The sequence below is a fragment of the Arthrobacter sunyaminii genome, assembly GCF_018866305.1.
GTDB lineage: Bacteria > Actinomycetota > Actinomycetes > Actinomycetales > Micrococcaceae > Arthrobacter_B > Arthrobacter_B sunyaminii.
Genome location: NZ_CP076456.1, coordinates 3,487,741 through 3,507,051 on the forward strand (window position 1 = coordinate 3,487,741; position 19,311 = coordinate 3,507,051).

At 65.9% G+C, this 19,311-nt stretch carries 18 protein-coding genes and 1 tRNA gene; 12 read left to right on the forward strand and 7 right to left on the reverse strand.

The window, feature by feature from the left end; all coding sequences use genetic code 11:
• Positions 1 to 11 precede the first annotated feature (11 nt).
• Positions 12 to 431: an organic hydroperoxide resistance protein gene (locus KG104_RS15800; RefSeq protein WP_104053103.1), complete on the reverse strand. Its 420-nt coding sequence runs from the start codon at positions 429 to 431 to the stop codon at positions 12 to 14.
• 102 nt (positions 432 to 533) lie between these two features.
• On the opposite strand from KG104_RS15800, the gene KG104_RS15805 reads away from it, so the two are divergent.
• The 3 genes from KG104_RS15805 to aroQ all read left to right on the forward strand — a co-directional run bounded on the left by KG104_RS15805 (position 534) and on the right by aroQ (position 3,039).
• Positions 534 to 1,091 (forward strand): TetR/AcrR family transcriptional regulator, encoded by a 558-nt coding sequence (locus tag KG104_RS15805; protein WP_207347739.1) that lies wholly within the window; start codon positions 534 to 536, stop codon positions 1,089 to 1,091.
• 99 nt (positions 1,092 to 1,190) lie between these two features.
• Positions 1,191 to 2,555, forward strand: a complete 1,365-nt coding sequence (locus KG104_RS15810; protein ID WP_237688612.1) for an MFS transporter — start codon at positions 1,191 to 1,193, stop codon at positions 2,553 to 2,555.
• Between the two features lie 7 nt (positions 2,556 to 2,562).
• Positions 2,563 to 3,039 (forward strand): type II 3-dehydroquinate dehydratase, encoded by a 477-nt coding sequence (gene aroQ, locus KG104_RS15815; RefSeq protein WP_207347738.1) that lies wholly within the window; start codon positions 2,563 to 2,565, stop codon positions 3,037 to 3,039.
• 4 nt (positions 3,040 to 3,043) lie between these two features.
• On the opposite strand, the gene KG104_RS15820 is transcribed toward aroQ, so the two are convergent.
• Positions 3,044 to 4,228 carry a MarP family serine protease gene (locus KG104_RS15820; protein ID WP_207347737.1) on the reverse strand — a complete coding sequence of 395 codons (1,185 nt, stop codon included), beginning with the start codon at positions 4,226 to 4,228 and terminating at the stop codon, positions 3,044 to 3,046.
• A gap of 228 nt (positions 4,229 to 4,456) precedes the next feature.
• On the opposite strand from KG104_RS15820, the gene KG104_RS15825 reads away from it, so the two are divergent.
• Entirely contained in the window at positions 4,457 to 5,134 is a 678-nt protein-coding gene (locus KG104_RS15825; RefSeq protein WP_104053107.1) for a Crp/Fnr family transcriptional regulator, read from the forward strand.
• 106 nt (positions 5,135 to 5,240) lie between these two features.
• On the opposite strand, the gene KG104_RS15830 is transcribed toward KG104_RS15825, so the two are convergent.
• The 3 genes from KG104_RS15830 to KG104_RS15840 are packed head-to-tail and all read right to left on the reverse strand — an operon-like array spanning position 5,241 to position 6,782.
• Positions 5,241 to 6,152, reverse strand: a complete 912-nt coding sequence (locus KG104_RS15830) for an NUDIX hydrolase (protein ID WP_207347736.1) — start codon at positions 6,150 to 6,152, stop codon at positions 5,241 to 5,243.
• Positions 6,145 to 6,627: a RidA family protein gene (locus KG104_RS15835; protein ID WP_104053109.1), complete on the reverse strand. Its 483-nt coding sequence runs from the start codon at positions 6,625 to 6,627 to the stop codon at positions 6,145 to 6,147. The genes KG104_RS15830 and KG104_RS15835 overlap by 8 nt, the downstream gene beginning before the upstream one ends.
• Entirely contained in the window at positions 6,624 to 6,782 is a 159-nt protein-coding gene (locus KG104_RS15840; RefSeq protein WP_146067190.1) for a Sp36 family protein, read from the reverse strand. Before KG104_RS15840 ends, KG104_RS15835 begins: the two co-directional genes overlap by 4 nt.
• Before the next feature lie 37 nt (positions 6,783 to 6,819).
• Here KG104_RS15840 and KG104_RS15845 point away from each other — a divergent pair, with 37 nt between their 5' ends.
• The 7 genes from KG104_RS15845 (at position 6,820) to KG104_RS15875 (ending at position 15,365) form a co-directional block, all read left to right on the forward strand.
• Positions 6,820 to 9,066 (forward strand): transglycosylase domain-containing protein, encoded by a 2,247-nt coding sequence (locus KG104_RS15845; RefSeq protein ID WP_207347735.1) that lies wholly within the window; start codon positions 6,820 to 6,822, stop codon positions 9,064 to 9,066.
• 2 nt (positions 9,067 to 9,068) lie between these two features.
• Entirely contained in the window at positions 9,069 to 10,001 is a 933-nt protein-coding gene (locus KG104_RS15850) for a metallophosphoesterase (RefSeq protein WP_207347734.1), read from the forward strand.
• Between the two features lie 153 nt (positions 10,002 to 10,154).
• Positions 10,155 to 12,032, forward strand: a complete 1,878-nt coding sequence (locus KG104_RS15855) for an ABC transporter ATP-binding protein (RefSeq protein WP_207347733.1) — start codon at positions 10,155 to 10,157, stop codon at positions 12,030 to 12,032.
• A complete protein-coding gene (locus KG104_RS15860) occupies positions 12,029 to 13,888 on the forward strand; it encodes an ABC transporter ATP-binding protein (RefSeq protein ID WP_207347732.1) in 1,860 nt (619 codons plus the stop codon). Before KG104_RS15855 ends, KG104_RS15860 begins: the two co-directional genes overlap by 4 nt.
• Before the next feature lie 136 nt (positions 13,889 to 14,024).
• Positions 14,025 to 14,101: transfer RNA gene (locus KG104_RS15865), tRNA-Pro, on the forward strand.
• 118 nt (positions 14,102 to 14,219) lie between these two features.
• Positions 14,220 to 14,633, forward strand: coding sequence for a PaaI family thioesterase (locus KG104_RS15870; RefSeq protein WP_104160261.1), 414 nt, complete (start codon positions 14,220 to 14,222; stop codon positions 14,631 to 14,633).
• Positions 14,634 to 14,726: 93 nt separating this feature from the next.
• On the forward strand, positions 14,727 to 15,365 hold the full coding sequence (locus tag KG104_RS15875; RefSeq protein WP_207347731.1) for a dihydrofolate reductase family protein: 639 nt from the start codon (positions 14,727 to 14,729) through the stop codon (positions 15,363 to 15,365).
• An 18-nt stretch (positions 15,366 to 15,383) separates the two neighbouring features.
• On the opposite strand, the gene KG104_RS15880 is transcribed toward KG104_RS15875, so the two are convergent.
• The gene (locus KG104_RS15880; protein ID WP_104053116.1) at positions 15,384 to 16,280 is read right to left on the reverse strand and encodes a phosphoribosylaminoimidazolesuccinocarboxamide synthase; all 897 of its coding nucleotides are present in this window, start codon (positions 16,278 to 16,280) and stop codon (positions 15,384 to 15,386) included.
• Entirely contained in the window at positions 16,277 to 17,599 is a 1,323-nt protein-coding gene (purD, locus tag KG104_RS15885; RefSeq protein ID WP_207347730.1) for a phosphoribosylamine--glycine ligase, read from the reverse strand. The genes KG104_RS15880 and purD overlap by 4 nt, the downstream gene beginning before the upstream one ends.
• 117 nt (positions 17,600 to 17,716) lie before the next feature.
• On the opposite strand from purD, the gene KG104_RS15890 reads away from it, so the two are divergent.
• The gene (locus KG104_RS15890; protein ID WP_207347729.1) at positions 17,717 to 19,309 is read left to right on the forward strand and encodes a molybdopterin-dependent oxidoreductase; all 1,593 of its coding nucleotides are present in this window, start codon (positions 17,717 to 17,719) and stop codon (positions 19,307 to 19,309) included.
• Positions 19,310 to 19,311 lie beyond the last annotated feature (2 nt).

Consider the following 19,311-nt stretch of genomic DNA (forward strand, 5'->3'; position numbering starts at 1 on the left):
CGGAGAGGCTGTTAGGCCGTGGTGACGTCCAGTTCCACGTCAATGTTGCCGCGGGTCGCGTTGGAGTACGGGCAGACCTGGTGGGCGGCGTCCACCAGCTTCTCGGCCGTGGCCTGGTCCACGCCGGACATTTCCACATGCAGGGCCACGCCCAGCTTGAAGCCGACGTCCTGCTTGTGGATGCTGACATCGGCCGTAATGGCTGCGTCGGCGATCGGAGCCTTTTCGGCGCGCGCAATCATCTTCAGGGCGGACAGGAAGCAGGCCGCGTAGCCGGCGGCGAAGAGCTGCTCCGGGTTGGTGCCGTCGCCTGAGCCGCCCATCTCCGTGGGAGTGGCCAGGTTGACCTTCAGCTGTCCGTCGCTCGTCTGGGCTTCTCCGTTGCGGCCGTCTCCGGACGCGGTGGCAACTGCAGTGTACAAAGCGCTCATGGCAACTCCTCTAAGTCGGGGGGCATCAGGTAGACTAACTAGTACGTCTACTTGGACCCAGTAAACGCGCCTTCACCGCAAACCGCAACCCCGGGAGGACCCATGGCCGCCAGTCCGCCGGTGCGCACCCGCATCTTGGATGCCGCCGCTCTGCTCTTCTATACCGAAGGCATCCGTGCCGTGAGTGCAGACCGGATCATCGCTGCGGCGGAAACCACCAAGGTGACGTTCTACCGCTACTTCCGAACCAAAGAGGAGCTGGTGGTGGCCTATCTGCAGGCACAGTCGGAACGGATCCGGGAGGCAGCGGGACACCTGAGCCCCGATCCCTGCACCGGGCTGCTGGAACTGGCCGAGGCCATGGGGGCGCAGGCCTGCGTCCCCGGGTTCCGCGGCTGCCCGTTCATCAACGCGGCAGCCGAGTATCCGGACCCCGCCTCGCCGGTCCGTGCCGTGGTCCTTGAGCACAGGCAGTGGCTGCACGCAGAGGTCAGCGGCAGGCTGGCGCAGCTGGGGGCAGCAGATCCGGATTCCCTGGCAGATCAGCTGCTGATGCTGCGGGACGGCGCCATGGTCCACGGCTATGTGGCGGATCCCGCGGGTGTTGCGGGGGCACTGGTCAGCGGCGGACGGGCCATTCTCGGCAGCCTCGCGGCCTGACCGGTTTTCCGCACCGGCCCGGCACCCAACACGTCCGTTGGTGAGATGGAAACTCATGGAGTTGGCACCACAGCGTCCGGGGTAGCAGAATCAGTGCTCGTGTCCACTTCCAGCACTTCCTCCCCGCTGTCCGCTTCCGCACCCTCCGCACCACAGGACCCGCCGGTCCACTCCCGACGCATGGCGCGCAAGGTCGCCGGAGCGTCATTCGTCGGAACAGCCCTGGAGTCCTACGACTTCTATGTTTTTGGAACGGCAGCTGCCCTGATCCTGAACCGGATCTTCTTCCCGGAGGTCGATCCGCTGATCGGCACCCTGCTGTCCTTCCTGTCCCTGGGCATCGGGTTCATTGCCCGCCCCCTTGGAGCCGTCATCTTTGGCCATCTCGGCGACCGCATCGGCCGGAAGAAGTCGCTCATCTGGACCATCGTCCTGATGGGCACGGCCACCGGGATCATCGGCCTGCTGCCGGACTACAACACCATCGGCATCTGGGCCCCGGCCCTGCTCGTGATGCTGCGGCTGCTGCAGGGCCTGGCAGTGGGCGGTGAATGGGGCGGAGCCGTCCTGATCGCCACCGAGCATGCAGAACCCCGCAAACGCGCCCTGTATGCCGCGATCCCGCAAATCGGTTCCCCCGTCGGAACCATCATGGTCACCGGGATCTTCCTGCTGCTGACCAGCGTCCCGCAGGAAACCATGGAGGCCGGCCTGTGGCGGGTTCCGTTCCTGCTGGCCTTCCCGTTCATGGCCATTGCCCTGTACCTGCGGTTTGCCATCGAAGAAACCCCCGTCTTCAAGGATGTTGCCGGACACCAGGCCCTTCCCCGCGTTCCCGTCCTGGAGGTTCTGAAGACCCAGCGGCTGGCCGTCCTGGTTGCCACGTCCGCGTCCCTGCTCGGCATCGGGTCCTACTTCCTGATGACCACCTATACCCAGGCCTACGGAACCGAACAGCTGGGCCTGTCCGGCACCACCGTGCTCAATGCGGCGCTGGTGGGCTCGGTCCTGCAGCTGGCCACCATTCCGGCATTCGGCTGGCTGGCCACCAAGATCGGCTCGGCCCGCATGGTCGCCGCCGGCGCCTTCGCCACCTTGCTCATTTCGTTTCCCCTGTACTGGCTCATCAGCACCGCGGACCAGACGACCTACATCCTCACCATCCTCATCGGCGGCATTGCCCCAACCGCCGCGTGGGCGGCCCTGGGCGGACTGATGGCTGATCTCTTCCCGGCCCGCACCAGTTTCACCGCCCTGTCCCTGGCCTACAGCTTTGCGGGCATCCTCGCCGGCTTCGCCCCGGCCGCAACGCAGGCGTTCGCCAAGGCAACGGACAGCGCGTGGTGGCATCCCGGCGTCGTGCTGGCGCTGATGTCGGTGGTGACCATCGCCGGCGCCCTGGCGGCGGGACGCATGACGCGCCGCCGGGATGAGGCAGCAGCACCGGCGCAGGTTGGCGCATAGTTAAGCCATGACTGCCTCCCGCACCCGCAACCTGCTGATCCTCAACGGCCCCAACCTGAACCTCCTGGGCACCCGCGAGCCCGGAATCTACGGCACCGAAACGCTCGACGACGTCGAGGCACTGGCGCTGGACGCCGCGGAATCCCACGGCTGGACCGTGGACTGCATCCAGTCCAACCATGAGGGTGACCTGATCGATGCGATCCACGGGGCTCCGGGGCTGGCTGACGCGATCATCATCAACCCGGCGGCCTACAGCCACACGTCAGTCGCCATCCCGGATGCGCTTTCCGGCGTCGGTTTGCCGGTGGTTGAGGTGCACCTGAGCAACATTCACCGGCGCGAGGAATTCCGGCACCACTCCTACGTATCAGCGGTGGCGGACGCCGTCATCTGCGGGGCCGGAATCGCCGGCTACAAGATGGCCGTGGACTACCTCGCCGCGCGGCTGGACGGAGAAGCGCAGGCGGAAGCCCGCGCCTGATCCGCTACTCGCCGGAGATGCACTGCCCGGGCGAGACAGGATCGGAATATCCGGCGGCGGCTTCCGCCACCGGTCCAACCTCGCTCAGGGACAGCGCATAGCCGATCGGCTGATCGCCGGTGGTCTTGGCAAAGATGACACCGGCCAGCTGGCCGTCGATGTCCAGCAGCGGCCCGCCCGAGTTGCCCTGCTGCACGTTCGCGGCGAGGGTGTAGACCTCCAGCACTTCCGGGGCGGACCCGTAGATGTTACGCACCGAGACCTCGGAGAGCTTTTCAACGTTGGCCGCCTGCAGCTGGAACGGACCGCCGGCCGGGTACCCGGCAAACGCCGCAGTGGTGCCGTCCGGAAGGACATCGCCCAGCGGGATCGGTTCGGCGTCGAGGCTGTCCACTGCCAGCACGGCCAGGTCACGGGCGCTGTCGAAATAGACCACCTCGCCCGGAAGCGCCCCGCCGCCGGGGACCTGCACCACGGGCCGGGAAACTCCGGCCACCACGTGGGCATTGGTGATCACGCGGTCATCGGAGACGACGAAGCCCGAGCCCGTCTGGTTCTGCCCGCACTGATAAGCCGTTCCGGTGATCTTCACGACCGAATCCGACGACGCCTGCAAAGCTGCGGATGAGAGCGCCTCATTGGGGGCAACCACCTTGTCCGGGGCGGCGCTGTCCAGGATGGTGGGCAGGCCCTCTGCGAGAGTAAAGGAACGCACTTCCGCCGTCCAGGTTTTCACCCGGTCAGGAGTGGCTTCCTCGATGCCGTTCAGCACTTTCGAGGACGTGATCTGCTGCGAAAGGAACGGAACCCCGAGGGTGTTGACACTGAAAGCGAGCACGGACATCACCAGGGCGGAAACGGCCAGGTTCACGACCCCGCCCAGCAACCGGTCCAGAAAACGCAGCGGCGGGAAGTTCATCCAGCGCCGGATGGATCCGCCCAGCGCAGCGCCGAGAGCATGCCCGCCCAGGACAAGCACCACAATGGTGGCGATGACAGCGGTCAGGCGCCAGCCGTCGTCGGGCACCCATTCGGTGACCAGGGGGATCGCGAAGAACGCCGCCACAGCCCCGGCCACAAAGCCCACAATGCCGCCCAGCGTCACCACAAGACCGTTCCGCAGCCCGGCGATGAGGTAGAACAGCAGCGCCAACAGCAGAATGATGTCTAGCAGTGAAAATCCGAGCACAAACAGCTCCAAGCGCGGTCTAGGGGGTGTTGCGGGGACTCTTCGAGACTGTCCCTGCCTCCCGAGTTTAGCGGCCCAAACTGGAGACTTCGTCCGCGCCGGACCGCAGAGGGCAGTACGCAGGGGCGTCCTTTTTATCATCCGTGGGCGAACAAAGCTATTACAGGTGTCACATGGGGCCGTAGTGCGAGAAGATAATGGAAGGGACAACTATTTACAGGAGATTTCATGGATATCGAGGTACTGCGCCGTGCGCCACTGTTCGCCTCATTGGGAGACGACGTCTTCGCAGCTCTGACCGACGAGTTGACTGAGGTCGACCTTTCGCGCGGCGCATCAGTTTTCCGCGAGGGTGACCAGGGCGACCAGCTGTATTTCATCGTGTCCGGAAAGATCAAGCTGGGACGTTCGGCACCGGACGGCCGCGAGAACCTGCTGGCCATCCTTGGCCCGGGCGAGCTCTTCGGCGAAATGGCGCTGTTTGATCCGAGCCCGCGCAACGCCACCGCCACCGCGGTGTCCGAAACGCGACTGGCCGGACTGCGGCACGACAACCTGAAGGCACTGCTGGAAACGCGCCCGGAGGTGTCGGTCCAGCTGCTGCAGGCCCTGGCCCGCCGGCTGCGCCGCACCAACGAGTCCCTTGCGGACCTCGTCTTCTCGGACGTTCCCGGCCGCGTTGCCAAGGCACTGCTGGATCTGGCGGACCGCTTCGGCCGCCCCGCCACTGACGGCATCCTGGTGGCTCACGAGCTGACGCAGGAAGAACTGGCCCAGCTGGTCGGCGCTTCCCGCGAAACGGTGAACAAGGCCCTGGCCGAGTTCGTTCAGCGCGGCTGGCTGCGCCTGGAAGCCCGCGCCGTCGTCATTTTGGACGTGCAGCGGCTGCGCCAGCGCTCACGCTAGGTCTTTTCCGACCGTCTTACAGCGAACGACGGCGCCGCTCCCCTTTACCGGGGGCGGCGCCGTCGTTTGCGTTTAAGGTGTGCGGGAATCGGTCTCGGTGCAGGAATCAGCGCCCGTGCTGGGCCGAACCCTCCCCGGCGCCGCTGAGTGAAACGGACAGCCAGTAACTGCCGTCGGCCTCCACCAGCTCGGGCCGGAAGACGGCCGCCGGACGGCGGGATGCAAGGTAGGCAATGCAGCCACGGGCACCGGCCAGTTTCTCCAGCACCAGTTCCACCGGCGGCACGGTCAGTTCAGACAGCGTGAGCCCGGTGGTGTCCGGGAGCCCGATCTCATCGCCCAGGGCGGTGGTGTTCCGGGCCGCGATCTCCTCCGCTGCGGACCGCCACTGCCCCCAGCTCCCCTTGCCCTCCAGCAGGGAGGCTTCCTGCCCCATCGGCTGGACAACCGCGAAGTACCGGGTGTCGAACCGGCGCAGCGCAAAATCAGCCGTCTGCCAGTTGGCCAGCGGCCGGAGCAGGTCGGTGCGCAGGCCCAGTCCCCGGCGTTTGAGAAGCTCCGGAAAGGACTTGTCTCCGGCTGCCAGCGCCACCCGGGCGGCCATCCAGTCCGGGCCCCGGTTGCCCTCCAGCAGCGTCGATTCGTCCGGTCCGGCCAGCAGAATGCCGGTTTCTTCAAACAGTTCACGGATGGCCGCCACCACGTGTCGGCGGGCCAGCCGGGGATCGTCGATGCCCAGTGCCTTGGCCCAGGCTGCCGGGGCCGGACCGAACCAGGCCACGGCGTCGTCGTCCTCCGGGTTGATGCTGCCGCCGGGAAACGCCACCCGGCCCAGCGGCGATTCGCCCCGGCGGTAAGCCAGATAGGTCTCGGCGCCGCGCGGCGCGTCCCGCACCAGCACCACGGAGGACGCCAGGCGGGGTTTGCGCGGTGCACGGTCACCGTGTTCAAACCAGCTTTCCGCGGCTCCCCGAAGATACGGGGGAACCGGGAAAAGCCGTACTGATGAATTAGGCAAATTCAGCGATCACTTCTACTTCGACGGGGGAATCCAGCGGCAGCACGGCCACCCCGACGGCGGAGCGGGCATGCGCGCCCGCCTCACCGAAGACCTTCCCCAGCAGTTCTGATGCACCGTTGATGACGGCCGGCTGCCCGGTAAAGGACGGGTCCGATGCCACGAAGCCCACCACCTTGACGATGCGGCTGATGCGGTCCAGATCTCCGATCTGGGCCTTGATGGCAGCCAGCGCGTTAACAGCGCAGGTTGCGGCGTATCCTGCGGCGTCCTCGGCCGGTACCCCGGCGCCAACTTTGCCGGCCGCAGGCAACACGCCCGAGACGAAGGGCAGCTGCCCGGAGGTGTAGACGTAGTTCCCCGTGACAACGGCGGGTACATAGGCGGCCACCGGTGCTGCGACGTCCGGCAGCTCAATACCCAGTTCCGCCAGCCTGCGTTCCACGGCGGAAACCGCCCCGTTCACCTCAGTCACTGCGACTTCTCGCGTTTCATGTACGCCACGGCACCCGTTCCGTTGGGGGCGGGCGTGATCTGGACGAGTTCCCAACCTTCTTCGCCGTGCATGTTAAGGACAGCTCCCGGTGTGTGAAGAGGAAGCGGCGTGATGAAATATTCCCATTTGCTCATAATCCAAAGACTAACGCGTGCTTGTAGACTGATGCGCATGGCAGCTCGCAAATCTCCGCTCTTTGATACGGCTACCACCCTTGGCCAGATTGTCGCCTTCTTCGGCGTCAGCGCGCTTTGTGGTGTTTTGGCCGCGGGTCTTCTGGTTCCCGCCGCCGCCGCCGCGGGCACAGCCGCGTCCGGATCAATCCAGTTCTTCGATGACCTCCCGTCGGAACTGCAGGCCGGCGCGCTGGCCGAGCCGTCAAAAATTTACGCCAATGACGGCTCTCTCATCGCAACCCTGTATGAGGAGAACCGCCAGCCGATCAAGCTGGACCAGGTTTCCCCCACCATGATCGACGCGATGCTGGCCATTGAGGATGACCGCTTTTACGAGCACGGCGGCGTGGACGTCCAGGGTGTCATCGGAGCCCTGGCCTCCAACCTCACCTCCGGCACCAACCGCGGCGCGTCCACCATTACGCAGCAGTATGTGAACAGCGTCATCATCGACACCAACCTGCAGAACAAGCAGGAGGTGGTGCTCTCCGGCAACAAGGACTACGGCGACAAGCTGCGGGAGATGAAGCTGGCCATTGCCGTGGAAAAGCAGCTCTCCAAGGATGAAATCCTCGAGGGCTACTTCAACATCGTTCCCTTCAGCGGCACCACCTTCGGTGTCCAGGCCGCGTCCAAGTTCTTCTTCAATGTGGACGCCTCGCAGCTGAACATTCCGCAGGCAGCCCTGCTGGCCGGCGTCGTCAACGGCCCGTCCGTCTACAGCCCCACGGGTAATCCGGAACTGGCCCTCCAACGGCGCAACATTGTTATCCGCGCCATGCTTGACAAGGGGCGCATCACGCAGGAGGAGCACGACGCCGCCGTCGCCACGGAGCTGGGCCTGAACATCACACCGGTTCCCAGCAACTGCACCGGCGCCGTCCAGGCACCGTACTTCTGCGACTACGTCATGCACCTGATCCTCAACGATGAGAGATACGGTGCCACTACGGAGGACCGGCAGAAGCTGCTCTACCGGGGCGGCCTGAGCATCAACACCACCCTGGATCCGGAGATCCAGAACGCCGCGCAGACGGCCATCAACGAAACCGCTAACCCGGACACCACGGACCCCGAGATCGGCCACTCCATGGTGTCGATGGAACCTCGAAGCGGAAAAATTCTCTCCATGGCGCAGAACACGCGCTACACGCCCGAAGAAGGCGCCGGCAACTCGGTCATCAATTTCAACGTTGACCTGAACCAGGACGGCGACCCCAACAAGCCGCTGGGCGGCATGGGCGGTTTCCAGCCCGGATCAACGTACAAGCCGTTCACCGTGGCAGCCTGGCTGGACGCAGGCAAAACCCTGAACACCACCCTGAACGGCAGCAAGCGCACCTACCCTGCAGGCCACAGCTGGAACGCCAGCTGCCTGCCGGGCGGACGCTATGGCATTCCGGAGCCTTGGACGCCCATCAACTACGGGGATACCAACTACAAGACCACCACCGTCATCGACGGTCTGGCGAACTCCCTGAACACCATCACCATGGCCGAGATCAACCAGCTTGATCTCTGCAAGTTCCAGGAAATGGCGTTTGCCTCAGGCATCCACAACGGCAAGAGCGCCAGCGGCGAGAACGAACCGCTTGAGGTCAACCCGCCGTCGTCCTTCGGCGGCGGCGGCGACGCCTCCCCGCTGGCCATGGCCACCGGCTTTGCCACGTTTGCAGCAGAAGGCCTGAAATGCGAACCGCGCGCCCTGGAGTCGGTAACGGCCGCCGATGGACGGTCCTTCGAGGTACCGGCCCAGGAGTGCACGCAGGTCATGAAGAAGGAAGTTGCCCAGGGCGTCAACGCGGCAACGCAGCAGGTGATGACCAAGGGCTCCGGCTACTACCTGCAGAACGGCAGGCCGGTGGCCGGCAAGACCGGAACCAATGACTTCCGGTCCCAGACCTGGTTCATGGGTTACACCACGGGCATGGTCACCGCCTCCTGGCTGGGCAACCACGTCTGGGGCAACGAGCGGGGCTCGATGGAGGGCAAGCAGATTGGCGGGCAGGTCTACCCCGAGATCGACGGCTCGAAGATTGCCGGCCCGTCCTGGAAGAACTTCATTGACCGGATCCCGGACCAGTACCAGGCCAATCCGTTCACCCCGCCGCCGGCATCCGTCATGGGCACCGTGGCGGCGCCGCCCCGGCCTGCACCGGCTCCGTCCAATGATCAGAACAAGAACAACAACAACAACGGCGGCGGCAACCAGGGCGAAAACAAGAACGACGGCGACGACTAACGGTGGCTGCTCCTTCCCTTAGCTCTGCCCTGCGTTCGGCCGCCTGGGTTGCCGGCGGCACTGCCGGAGCCGGTGCGGCAGCGCTGGCATACGCGTCGCTGATTGAACGGAATCTCTTTGGAGTCCGCGAAGAGACCGTGGCCATCCTGCCGCCGGGGAGCGCCCCGCTGCGGGTACTGCACCTCTCGGACATCCATATTGTGCCCAACCAGAACATCAAGGTTCGCTGGCTGCAGTCCCTCGCCGAGCTCGAACCGGACCTGGTGGTCAACACGGGCGACAACCTGAGCCATCTGGAAGCCGTTCCGCCCCTGCTGGAAGCGCTCAAGCCGCTCCTGCGTTTTCCCGGCGTGTACGTTCCCGGCTCCAATGACTACTACGGTCCCCGGGCCAAGAACCCGCTGACGTATTTCACCGGTCCCTCGAAGATCACCAAGGATCCGCCGGCGCTGCCCTTCGGCGAACTCTTTGGAGCGTTCGAGGACGCGGGCTGGAGGGGCCTGACCAACCGCAGGGACTCCATGGAGCTGGGAGGCGTCCGCCTTGATTTCTCCGGGGTGGATGACCCGCATCTGGACCGGGACGTTTACCCCGGATTTCCCGAGACAGGTTCCAGCACCGGGCTTCCGGTTGTCCGGGTGGGGGTTGCCCATGCTCCCTACCAGCGGGTGCTCAACTACTTCACCGACGGCGGCGCTGAGCTGATCCTGGCCGGCCACACCCACGGCGGACAGGTGTGCATCCCGTTCTACGGCGCACTGGTCAGCAACTGCGACCTGCCTACGCGGCTGGCCAAGGGCCTGGCCGTTTGGGAGCACAACGGGCGGAAAGTTCCGATGAATGTTTCGGCCGGCATCGGAACCTCCCGTTTTGCCCCGGTCCGGTTCGCCTGCCGCCCCGAGGCTGTCCTGCTGACTCTGACGGCGCGGTCTTAGACCGTTTCCCTCCCGCGGGGTCACAGGGTTGCCCACCATGGACGACCAAACTCCGGACGCCCATCGATTCTCCCCCGTAAGCGGGCTTAGGATTGAGCCCTCAAAGGGGCACTCTGCTTGTTGCAGCACCCTCCACCCGCTCGAGAAGGTTCCATGCCTGCGCAGACAACCCTGTGGCAATCCCTTGCACGGCTCTATCCGCATCTGCGGCCCATCCTCCCCCGCTTAATCTGCGGGTTGTTCTGTGCCCTCGGAGCCAGCCTCATGGCTTTGGCGATCCCCCAGGTGTTCCGGGTCCTGATCAACACCTCCCTGGCCCCCGGCGGAGCCACGGCGGCTGTCTGGGGAGCGGCCGGCGTCGTCCTGGGTCTGGGCATCCTTGAAGCAACCTTCATCGCCCTGCGCCGCCAGTTCGTGATTGCACCGGCCACCACCGTGGAAACCCGGATGCGCACCTCGTTCTACCGGCATCTGCAGGACCTCTCCGTCTCGTTCCATGACCGCTGGGGCAGCGGGCAGCTGCTCTCGCGGGCCATGAGCGACTTGAACCTGGTCCGCCGCTGGATGGCGTTCGGTGCCATCATGCTGGTGGTCACGGCGCTGACCGTGGTGGTTGGCTTCACTATCATGCTGTTCACGAGCTGGGTGCTGGCGCTGATCTTCATCGCTGCAGCCGTTCCGATCGTGGTTTACGGCTACCGCTTCAACCGTTTTTACCGGCAGGTTTCCCGCCAGAGTCAGGACCAAACCGGAGACCTGGCCACCACGGTGGAGGAATCCGTCCACGGCATCCGCGTCCTGAAGGCCTTCGGCCGCAGCCGTGAGGCCCTGGACTCGTTTGAGGAGCAGGCCCAGGAACTGCGTGAAACCGAAGTGTCGAAGGCAAACTCGCTGGCCAAGTTCTCCCTCGTGGTGACGCTGCTGCCTGAAGCTGCCCTCGCCGTTGCCCTCGTGGTGGGAATCATTGCGGTGGCGGACGGCAACCTCAGCATCGGATCATTGGTTGCCTTCTTTGCCACTGCCGCCGTAGTCGCCGGTCCGGTGGAAGCCGTGGGTCCGCTGCTGTCCATGACCCTGACAGCGAAAACGGCGATCGACCGGCATTACGAAGTAATGGACGCGCAGTCCTCCATTCAAAGCCCGCAGCACCCGGTGCACCTCAACGATGTCCGCGGAGAGCTGGTGTTCGACGACGTCCATTTTGCCTATCCAGACACCAAGGACGGCACGCGCAACCTGATCGACGGCGTGACCCTGTGCCTGCGTCCCGGCGAGACCATGGCGCTGGTGGGCGTGACCGGCAGCGGAAAATCCACCCTGCTGCAGCTGGTCCCCCGGTTGTTCGACGTCACCGGCGGCTCCATCCGGATCGACGGCACTGATCTTCGCCAGCTGGATCTGGAAGAACTGCGCACCATTGTGGCTGTGGCCTTCGAAGACACCACACTGTTCTCCAGCTCCGTCCGCGACAACGTGCTGCTCGGCGCCGAACCGGCAAGCTCCGCAGAAGCGGACCAGCTCCTGGCCCAGGCCCTGGACGTGGCGCAGGCCGACTTTGTGTACTCGCTGCCCGAGGGCACGGACACCCTCATCGGCGAGGAAGGATTGAGCCTTTCCGGCGGGCAGCGCCAGCGCGTGGCCCTGGCCCGGGCCATCGCCGCGCGGCCCACGGTGCTGATCATGGACGATCCGCTCTCGGCCCTGGATGTACGCACCGAGGAACTGGTGGAAGGCCGGCTCCGCGAAGTGTTGGCGGACACCACCACGCTGGTGGTTGCGCACCGCCCGTCCACCGTTTCCCTCGCCGACCGCGTGGCCCTGATGGAAGACGGACGCATCAGCGCCGTCGGCACGCACGCCGAACTCCTGGCCGGCAACGACCACTACCGGTATGTGATTGCCAGCCTGCCCACGGATCCCGAAGACCTGGACAGCCCCCTGGAGGACGGTCCGCGGCCCGCGGAGGAAGCCGACGACGCCGCAGGAGCCCTTGAAGCACCGAGCCTGGACGATGAGGAGATTATCCGATGAGCCGCTTCACCGTCCGCCGCGGCAAGGGTGCCGACCCGGCCTATGATGCCACCGCCAGGCTGGGCACCGCCGGCGAGGACGCCGTCCATCTGGGCAAGGAAGAAAACCTCGCTGTCCGCCGCCGCTCGCTGGCGCTGCTGGGCTCCCTGATCCGCCCCAACCGCGGACGGTTCATCGGCACGGTGCTGCTGGTGGTCTTCTCCCAGGCCGCCCGCGTGGCCGGGCCCGCCATCATCGCCTACGGCATCGACCACGCCCTGCCATACCTGCAGGCCGGCAACAGCCTGCCCCTGATCCTTTCCGGCGTGGCTTACCTGCTGGCTGCCCTCCTGGCTGCCGGCCTGACGGCGGGCTATGTCCGCGCCACTGCCCTGCTGAGCCAGGCCATGCTGCTGGACCTGCGGCTGCGGGTCTTCCGGCACACCCAGCGCCTGAGCCTGGAATTCCATGAGAAGTACACCTCCGGACGGATCATTTCGCGGCAGACCTCCGATCTTGAAGCACTGCGCGAACTGCTGGACTCCGGCGTCAGCTCCCTGGCCTCCGGCGCCATGTACATGCTGTTCACCGCCGTGAGCATCTTCCTGCTGGACTGGCGCACCGGGCTGCTGATGCTGGTGGCCTTCGTTCCGATGTACCTGTTGACCCGCTGGTACCAGAAACGCTCCCAGCTGGCCTACCGCGCCTCCCGGGTCACCTCCGCGAAGCTGATTGTGCACTTCATCGAAACCATGACCGGAATCCGGGCCGTGAAGGCTTTCCGCCGCGAAAAGGTCAACGCCGAGAAGTACGACGATCTGGCCGAGGACTACCGCGTGGCCACCGTCCGCTCCATCAACCTCAATGGAGTCTTCCAGCCCGGGCTGGTGCTCATCGGCAACGCCACGGTGGCCGTGGTCCTGCTGGCGGGCGGCTTCCGGGTACTCGACGGCGGCCTGGAGGTGGGCGCCCTGCTGGCCCTGCTGCTGTACTCCAAGCGCTTCTTCCAGCCGGTGGACCAGATGGCCATGTTCTACAACTCCTTCCAGTCCGCTTCCGCGGCGCTGGAAAAGGTCTCCGGCCTGCTGGAGGAAGTGCCCACCGTCCGCCCGCCCAAGCATCCGGTGGAATTGAAGCATGCCACGGGCGACATCCGGTTTGACGGCGTGGAGTTCCGCTACGGCGACGGACCGGTGATCCTGCCGCAAATGGACCTGCACATTCCCGCCGGCCAGACCGTTGCCCTGGTGGGACAGACCGGCGCCGGCAAGTCCACCCTCGCCAAACTGATCGCCCGCTTCTACGACCCCTCCCAGGGCTCCGTACTGCTGGACGGCGTGGATCTGCGGAACCTGACCCAGCGGGACCTGCGCCGCGCCGTCGTCATGGTGACACAGGAAGCGTTCCTGTTCAGCGGCTCGGTGGCGGACAACATAGCCCTGGGCAAGCCCGAAGCCACCCGCGCGGAGATCATTGCCTCGGCCAAGGCGGTGGGTGCGCATGAGTTCATCGAGGCGCTGCCGGAGGGATATGACACCGACGTGAACAAGCGCGGCGGCCGGGTTTCCGCCGGCCAGCGGCAGCTGATCAGCTTCGCACGGGCCTTCCTGGCCGATCCGGCGGTGCTGATCCTGGACGAGGCCACTTCCTCGCTGGACATCCCCAGCGAACGGCTGGTCCAGCACGGCCTCAAGACCCTGCTCGGCAACCGGACGGCGCTGATCATTGCGCACCGGCTGTCCACTGTGGAGATCGCCGACCGGGTGCTGGTCATGCACGCCGGTGAAGTGGTGGAGGACGGGACCCCCGCGGAGCTCACGGGCGGCACCGGCCGGTTTGCCAAGCTGCAGGCCGCCTGGCAGGAATCCCTCGTGTAGGACGACGACGGCGAAAGCTCGCCGCCGGGCGATGTTACCGTCCGGCGGCGAGCCCGGTTTCGCGGAATCCACGGTGATCGTCTACACTTGTAAAGTTGCTTCAGCGGCGGGGAAACCCGGCGAAAAGCAATGGTTACGGGGTGTGGCGCAGCTTGGTAGCGCGCGTCGTTCGGGACGACGAGGTCGCAGGTTCAAATCCTGTCACCCCGACCAAACAAAGAGAGTCTGTCATTCGACAGGCTCTTTTTTGTTGCCCTTCTCCTCCGGGCACCGAGTACGCTTCAATCCGACCCTTTCAGGCCGCACGCTGCTCACCACGGAGGAAACAACCATGGGCATTACCCCTCAGATGATTCGACAGCTCGTTCCGTTTGCCGAATTCCTGGAGATCGATTTTCCCGAACTGTCGCCGCACCTCGTGGTGGCGCAGCTTGCCGACCGGCCGGAATACGGCACCATCGGAGGCGGAGTGCACGGCGGCGCGGTCATGGCCCTGGCGGACATCGCCGCTGCAGTCATGGCGGTCATGGCCTCCGGTGACCCCTCAGCCGCGCCGGCAACAATGCAATCCTCCACAAACTTCCTGCGGCCGGCACGCGGTATCCTTCGGGCCGAGGCCGAGGTAACGCGGACGGGCCGCACCACCGTCGTGGACGTCCGGGTTACGGACAGCTCCGGCGAGGCCTGTGCGGTGGTGCGCCAAATCGTGTCCGTCAAGCCCGCAGCCCAGCCTGCCTCCATCTGAGCCGGCAAGCGGTGCGTCCCGTTCCCGCACCCTTGATCTGTGAATTCCCGGCGGTAAGCTCGTGGCGACAGCACACGCCGCCAGGAGCTCCCCATGGTTGTCCGCGTTGATTTGAATATTTCCCTGGACGGGTTCGCCACCACCACCGACCAAACTCCGGAAAACCCGTTTGGTGAAGACTGGTCGCGGCTGGTGGGTCCGTACACCGCTACCCGGACGTTCCGGGAGCGTGTCCTGCATGAGTCCGGCGGAGGCAGCACCGGCGTGGACGACAAATACGCAGCCGAGTACTTCGACGGCATCGGCGCTGAAATCATGGGAGCGGGAATGTTCGGGCTGCACAACTTCCCCGACGACCCGTCCTGGCAGGGCTGGTGGGGCGACGAAACCCCGTTCCGCTACCCGGTCTTCATCCTTACCCACACCACCCGTGCACCCATCGACATGCCGGACGGAACAAGATTTGAGTTCCTGGCCGCGTCACCGGAAGAGGCGCTGGAACGGGCGGTTGATGCGGCCGGCGGCGAGGACGTGCGGATTGGCGGCGGTCCCACCGTGGTCAAAGCGTTCCTGGAAGCCGGGCTGGTGGACCGGATCCATGTAGGCATCACTCCGATCCTGCTGGGCCGCGGCATCAACCTCTGGGACGGCCTGCGCGGCCTGGAGGACGGCTACCAAGCCAGCGCCGAAGCAGCCGACGACGGCGTCACCCACCTGACCTTCCGGCGCTGAGTCCGCACGCCTTACACATCAAGTAAAAGTCCGCCCGGTCAGCCGCTCGTACGCCTCGACGTAGCGGGAGCGGGTGCGCTCGACGACGTCGGCGGGCAGGGCCGGCGGCGGAGTGTCCGACGCCTTGTCCCAGCCGGATTCAGGGGAGGTCAGCCAGTCCCGGACGTACTGCTTGTCGAAGGACGGCTGGGCCTTGCCCGGCTCGTACAGGGACGCGTCCCAGAACCGCGAGGAATCCGGGGTCAGCACCTCGTCTCCCAATGTCACCAGGCCGGTGGCGGGGTCCAGCCCAAACTCCACCTTGGTGTCCGCCAGGATGATCCCGCGGCTCCGGGCAATGGCCTCGGCCGCAGTGTAGATGTCCAGCGTCAGGTCGCGGATCTTCGCAGCCGTTTCGGCACCGACAGCCGCCACAACGGCGTCGTAATTGATGTTCTCGTCATGCTCGCCCACCTCGGCCTTCGCAGACGGGGTAAAGATCGCGGGGTCGATCCGTGAGCCGTCAACCAGTCCCGCGGGCAGGGGCACATCGCATACCGTCTGCGACCGGCGGTACTCGGCCAGCCCGGACCCGGTCAGGTAGCCGCGGGCAATGGCTTCCACGGGGTACATGTCCAGTTTTTTGCAGATCATGGCCCGGCCGGCCACTTCGGCAGGAACACCCTCATCAGCGGAAATGACGTGGTTGGGGACGTTGCCGAGCTGGTCGAACCACCACAGGCTCAGCTGGGTGAGGATCCGGCCCTTGTCCGGAATGATGCTGGACAGCACATGGTCATAGGCGCTGATCCGGTCGCTGGCCACCACCAGGACCTTCTCCCCCGCCCCCGGTGCGGACAGATCAGCAGGAACGTACAGGTCGCGGACTTTTCCGGAATAGACGTGGGTCCAACCGGCCAGTTCGGGGGCGCTCATGCCAGCTCTCCTTCCACATCACGGCCCGCGGGGGACTGGGAGCCCGCGGGCACCGTGACCTCACCCCGCAGTGCTTTCAGGGCGATGTCGCTGCGGTGCTGCGAGCCGTCCAGCCGGATCTCCTGCACCCCCGCATAGGCGAGCGCGCGTGCTGCCTCCAGATCGGTGCCCAGCCCGACGACGGCGAGCACCCGCCCGCCCGCGGACACCACTTTCCCGTCATCATTGAGGGCGGTGCCTGCATGCAGCACGTGCACGCCGTCGAGCCTTTCGGCCTTTTTTAATCCGCGGATCCGGTCACCGGTGCGCGGCGTGTCCGGGTAATTGGCGGCGGCAACCACCACGGCAACCGCCGTCCGGGGATCCCATTTGAGCTGTTCCATGGCATCCAACTCGCCCTTCGCGGCGGCCATCAGCAACCCGCCCAGCGGAGTCTTCAACCGGGCCAGCACGGCCTGGGTTTCCGGATCGCCGAACCGCGCGTTGAACTCAATGACCCGCATCCCGCGTGACGTCAGTGCAAGGCCGCAGTACAGAACTCCAACGAACGGAGTGCCCCGCGCCGCCATCTCATCGATCGTAGGCTGGGCCACGCGGCGGACAACGTCCTCAACAAGGTCCGCCGGCACCCAGGCCAGCGGTGAGTAGGCGCCCATTCCGCCGGTGTTGGGGCCGCCGTCGCCGTCAAAAATGCGCTTGAAATCCTGTGCCGGTGTCAGCGGCACCACGTTGCGGCCGTCGGAGAGGACAAAGAGGGACACCTCGGGGCCGTCCAGGAACTCTTCGATCACCACGGTGCCGCCAACATCGAAGCAGGCGCGGGCGTGGGCCAGAGCCTCGTCGCAGTCAGAGGTGACCACCACTCCCTTGCCGGCGGCGAGCCCGTCATCCTTGACAACGTAGGGGGCGCCGAAAGTGTCCAGGGCGTCGGCGGCCTCTTCCGGGTTGGATGCCATCCGGGCCATGGCGGTGGGAACGCCCGCCGCTGCCATCACCTGCTTGGCGAAAGCCTTGGACGCCTCCAGCTGGGCGGCCGCCTTCGAGGGGCCGAAAACGGGGATGCCTGCTTCGCGGAGGGCATCGGCCACGCCGGCGGCGAGCGGAGCTTCAGGGCCGATCACCACCAGGTCCGAGTCGAGGCTGCGGGCCAGCGCCGTCACCTCCTCCGGGCTGGACGCGTTGACCGGGTGCACCGGAACTATCTGCGCGATGCCCGCGTTTCCGGGGGCTGCGTGCACCTCGCGGACGTACGGATCTGCCAGCAGGGATCGGACAAGGGCGTGTTCGCGGCCGCCGGGGCCAACAACTAGAACCTTCACAGTAGTTCAGCGTACTGGGTGCGCTTCGGCAGCAGAAAGAACGGCGACCTTGTGACGAAGCAGCGCCGGCACAGTGGCCGCACCCATACAAACGCCCTCCCGCCGCGAATAGGAGCCATGACCGCTTCCCCGAAGTACCCAAGCCGCCGGCCCCGGAACCTTCCAGCCCTGCTCTACGCCGCGCTGGCGGGCATCCTCGCCGCCGGAACCGTCCTGGCTGCAGCGGAACTGGCGGGGTCCTTCTTCACCGCCCGCGCCCGCCCGCTGATTGCCTTGGGATCCGCCTTCATTGACTTCACCCCCCTGTGGTTGAAGAACTTCGCGGTGGAAACCTTCGGTACCAATGACAAGGCAGCTCTGTTCGCGGGCATGGCCCTGACCATCGCGGTACTCGCGGCCTGCGCAGGGATACTGGCGCACCGCCGCTGGGGGCTCGGCGTAGCCGCCGTCCTCATCATGGGTGCGGTGATTGTGGCCTGCGTGGTGACCAGGGCCGGCGCCTCCCCGGTGGACGCCATCCCCACGGTGCTGGGCACCGCAGTGGGGATCGGCGTCCTGCGCGGATTGATCCGCCGCACTCCTGCCGCCGAGTCCGGTGAATCCGGTGGCGGCCGGCCCCCCGCTCCGCTCCGGAACCGCCCCACCCGGCGGGGCTTTTTCACTGCCGCCGGGCTGACCGTCATCGCGGGAACTGCCGCCGCGGCCGGCGGCCGGGCCATCGCCGCAGCCCGGAACACCACTGCTTCCTTCCGTGCGGCCCTGAAGCTGCCGGCCGCCGCTGACCCGGCACGTGCCCTGCCGGCCGGGCTGCAGTCACCCGTGGCGGGAGTGACCCCGTGGCTGACGTCCAACGCGGATTTTTACCGGATTGACACCGCCCTGAGCTTGCCGGAAATCGATGCGGAAACCTGGGAGCTGCGCATTCACGGGATGGTGGAGGAGGAAGTGCGGATCAATTTTGCCGAGCTGCTCGACTCGCCGCTGGTTGAGCGTCACCTCACGCTGACCTGCGTCTCTAATCCACTGGGCGGAGATCTGGCCGGCACCGCCAAGTGGCTGGGACTTCCGGTGCGCGAACTGCTGGCACGGGCACGGCCTGCCGCGGACGCGGATATGGTGCTCTCCACCAGCGTTGACGGCTTCAGCGCCTCCACTCCGCTGGAAGTGCTCCAGGATGACCGTGACGCCCTGCTGGCAGTGGGAATGAACGGTGAACCGCTGCCCCCGGTGCACGGTTATCCCGTGCGGATGGTGGTGCCCGGGCTCTACGGATTTGTCTCCGCCACCAAGTGGATCGTGGACATGGAAGTGACCCGTTTCGACGCGCAGACCGCCTACTGGACGGACCGCGGATGGGCCCAGAAGGCACCGGTGAAGACCATGGCCCGGGTGGAGGTCCCGGCGTCGTTTGCCCGCGTGCCTGCGGGTCCCGTGGACGTGGGCGGCACCGCCTGGTCCCAGCAGCGCGGCATCACCGGCGTGGAAGTTTCCATCGACAACGGCGACTGGCAGCCCGCCGTTCTGGCAGCCGAGGCATCGGTGGATACCTGGCGCCAGTGGTCCTTCCGCACCGATGACCTTTCCAGCGGCAACCACACGGTCCGGGCCCGCGCCACGGACCCGCAGGACGGTGTGCAGACCGGCGCCCGGGCCGACACGGTTCCGGACGGCGCCTCCGGCTGGCAGTCCGTTCAGTTCATGGTGGAATAGAA

Coding starts and splice junctions, on each gene's coding strand:
- aroQ (WP_207347738.1), top strand. CDS start 2,563: ATGACTGCCTCCCGCACCCGCAACCTGCTGATCCTCAACGGCCCCAAC.
- KG104_RS15805 (WP_207347739.1), top strand. CDS start 534: ATGGCCGCCAGTCCGCCGGTGCGCACCCGCATCTTGGATGCCGCCGCT.
- KG104_RS15880 (WP_104053116.1), bottom strand. CDS start 16,280: ATGAGCGCCCCCGAACTGGCCGGTTGGACCCACGTCTATTCCGGAAAA.
- KG104_RS15860 (WP_207347732.1), top strand. CDS start 12,029: ATGAGCCGCTTCACCGTCCGCCGCGGCAAGGGTGCCGACCCGGCCTAT.
- KG104_RS15855 (WP_207347733.1), top strand. CDS start 10,155: ATGCCTGCGCAGACAACCCTGTGGCAATCCCTTGCACGGCTCTATCCG.
- KG104_RS15890 (WP_207347729.1), top strand. CDS start 17,717: ATGACCGCTTCCCCGAAGTACCCAAGCCGCCGGCCCCGGAACCTTCCA.
- KG104_RS15840 (WP_146067190.1), bottom strand. CDS start 6,782: ATGAGCAAATGGGAATATTTCATCACGCCGCTTCCTCTTCACACACCG.
- KG104_RS15800 (WP_104053103.1), bottom strand. CDS start 431: ATGAGCGCTTTGTACACTGCAGTTGCCACCGCGTCCGGAGACGGCCGC.
- KG104_RS15875 (WP_207347731.1), top strand. CDS start 14,727: ATGGTTGTCCGCGTTGATTTGAATATTTCCCTGGACGGGTTCGCCACC.
- KG104_RS15825 (WP_104053107.1), top strand. CDS start 4,457: ATGGATATCGAGGTACTGCGCCGTGCGCCACTGTTCGCCTCATTGGGA.
- KG104_RS15870 (WP_104160261.1), top strand. CDS start 14,220: ATGGGCATTACCCCTCAGATGATTCGACAGCTCGTTCCGTTTGCCGAA.
- KG104_RS15845 (WP_207347735.1), top strand. CDS start 6,820: ATGGCAGCTCGCAAATCTCCGCTCTTTGATACGGCTACCACCCTTGGC.